The 2586-nt window shown below is 66.8% G+C and carries 2 protein-coding genes; one reads left to right on the top strand and one right to left on the bottom strand.

Annotated elements, in window-relative coordinates; genetic code table 11:
- Positions 1-128 precede the first annotated feature (128 nt).
- Positions 129-866: a hypothetical protein gene (locus tag ACFV4K_RS35385; RefSeq protein WP_379280650.1), complete on the top strand. Its 738-nt coding sequence runs from the start codon at positions 129-131 to the stop codon at positions 864-866.
- A gap of 61 nt (positions 867-927) precedes the next feature.
- Here the strand turns inward: ACFV4K_RS35385 and ACFV4K_RS35380 are convergent, their stop codons facing one another.
- Entirely contained in the window at positions 928-2391 is a 1464-nt protein-coding gene (locus ACFV4K_RS35380; protein WP_379280649.1) for a glyceraldehyde-3-phosphate dehydrogenase, read from the bottom strand.
- Positions 2392-2586: the final 195 nt, after the last annotated feature.

The raw sequence follows: 2586 nt of genomic DNA, 5'->3' as shown, positions 1-2586 counted from the left end.
GTCCCGCACATCAGTGAGCGCGCTCCGAAAAAATCGGAAACAAGTTCATTTAAAAACAGCCCGGCCGGTACCCCACTCGAGGTACTTTCCTGCCGAGTCCGTCACCGGACCGGAAGGGTTGAAACACAGTGTTCATTGGGCAAATCGGGTCGACCGCGATCCTTGCGGCCGGAGATTCGGCCGACTCCTCCGGCTTCTCCGCCGGCAGCCTCCTGATCCCAGCGGCCGGCGTGGTCCTGCTGATCGTGGGGCTCGTACTGCGCAACCGGTCGAAGACGACCCCCGTCGCAGCGGAAGAGGGCGGCATCCCCGCCGAGACCGCGTCATCCGGCCTGCCCAAGCACACGGGCACCATCGTCGCCGTCGCCGGCATCCTGATCCTGGCGCTCGGCCTCGTCGCCGGCCTCACCAAGTCCGGCGCCATCTCGGCCAAGGATCCCGAACTGGCCGTGGGCAACTGCGTCACCGCCACCGACTACCGCGGCGCCCAGATCGGCAAGATCAAGCCGACCGCCTGCGAGGACAACTCCGCGGTCTACGAACTCGCCGCCTCGGTGAAGAACGGCGCCACCTGCCCCGATGGCAAGCTGCGCGACGCCGGCTACTTCGTGCTCACCAACGGCAACAACTCGCTGTGCTTCGCCCCCAACGTCAAGGTGGGCAGCTGCTACAGCATGCAACCCGACGTCAACCAGATCGCGCCCATCGACTGCGCGGCCAAGAACGGCACCGCCATCACCGTCCAGATCGGCGGCCGCTTCGACGGCACCACCGACACCAACCAGTGCGCCATCCCCGCCGGCGCGACCGTGACCCCGCAGCCCGCGCGCGTGGTGTGCTGGCAGCCGGTCGCACCGGTCAGCTAGTCGACACACAGCGAAGGGCCCCGGCGGTCACACCGCCGGGGCCCTTCGTCACATCCGGGGACTAGCCCGCCGCGACCGCGACGCTCTCCGCGCCCACGCGCGGGTAGGTCGGGTACTCGATACCCGAGATGTACTGCACGGTCCGCACGACCTGGCACGAGTAACCGAACTCGTTGTCGTACCAGAGGTAGAGGATCGCGGTGTCGCCGTCCACGATGGTGGCGTTGGCGTCCACGATCGAGGCCGCGCGCGAGCCGATGAAGTCACTCGAGACCACGTCGGTGGCCGCGGTGAAATCGAGGTTGCGGCTCAACGGACCCGACAGCGACATTTCGCGCAGGTACTCGAGCACCTCGTCCTTCGAGGTCGCGCGCTTCAGCTGCAGGTTCAGGATCGCCACCGAGACATCCGGGGTGGGAACGCGAATCGAGCTGCCGGTGATCTTGGCCTGGAAGTCCGGCATGGCCTTCTTGACCGCGGACTGCGCGCCGGTCTCGGTCAGCACCAGGTTGAACGGCGCGGACCGGCCGCGACGGTCGGAGCTGTGGTAGTTGTCCAGCAGGTTCTGGTCATTGGTGAACGAGTGCACCGTCTCCACGTGGCCGCGCACGATGCCGAACTCGTCCTCCATCGCCTTCAGCGGCGGGACGATCGCATTGGTGGTGCAGGACGCGCAGGAGTAGATGGTCTGCGACAGGTCCAGCTCACGGTGGTTGACGCCGTGCACGATGTTCGGGACGTCGCCCTTGCCGGGCGCGGTCAGCACGACCTTCGAGATGCCTGGGCGCAGGTGCTGTTCCAGGCCCGCGCGGTCACGCCACTTGCCGGTGTTGTCGATCAGGATCGCGTTGTCGATCCCGTACTCGGTGTAGTCGATCGAGGTCGGGTCGTTGCTGTAGATGAACTTGATCGCGTTGCCGTTGGCGATGATCGTGCTGTTCTCGGCGTCGACCTTGATGGTGCCGTTGAACTGGCCGTGCACCGAGTCGCGGCGCAGCAGCGACGCGCGCTTGATCAGGTCGTCCTCGCCGCCCTTGCGGACCACGACGGCCCGCAGGACCAGGCCATTGCCGGAGCCGACCTTCTCGATGAGCAGGCGCGACACCAGGCGGCCGATGCGGCCGAAGCCGTACAGCACGACATCGCGCGGGCCCTGCGCCTCGGCCTTGTTGCCGTCGATCACCTCGGCGAGCACGTCGGCGGTGAACTCGGGGACCGACAGGCCGCGCTCGTCGGCGCGGTAGGCCATCACCAGACGGCCCAGGTCGATCTTGCTGGGGCCCAGGTCGAGCGAGCGCAGCGCCTCCAGGAAGGGCAGCGTCTCGTCGATCGACAGTTCCTCGCCCTCGATCTGCCGCGCGAACCGGTGGGTCCGCAGGATGCTGATCACCGACTTGTTCACCAGTGACCGGCTGTGCAGCAGAATCGTCACCCCCTTGTCCCGATACAAGCTGCCGATGATCGGAATCATCGCCTCCGCCGCAGCCTCGTGAGCGTTCCAGCGGTCAAGATGGTCGGTAGTCAACACAAGTCCTCGGGGTTTCCTCGATCTGCACGTGCTGTCGATGCTATCCAGCCCCGAAGTCGCACAATCCTCGGCTACCCGCATGTGAGATCCACGTCGCCCTCGAGGGGGGAACGGACGCCCTGCCGCACTACGGCGGTTGACCCGCGCCCTCCACCCCCGCCCCCCCCGCCACGCTCACACCGAAGTGGGCGG

The sequence above is a fragment of the Nocardia sp. NPDC059764 genome (assembly GCF_042732555.1).
Lineage (GTDB): Bacteria > Actinomycetota > Actinomycetes > Mycobacteriales > Mycobacteriaceae > Nocardia.
The sequence above is the reverse complement of the archived record's forward strand: the minus strand, read 5'-3'. Positions and strand labels throughout refer to the sequence as shown.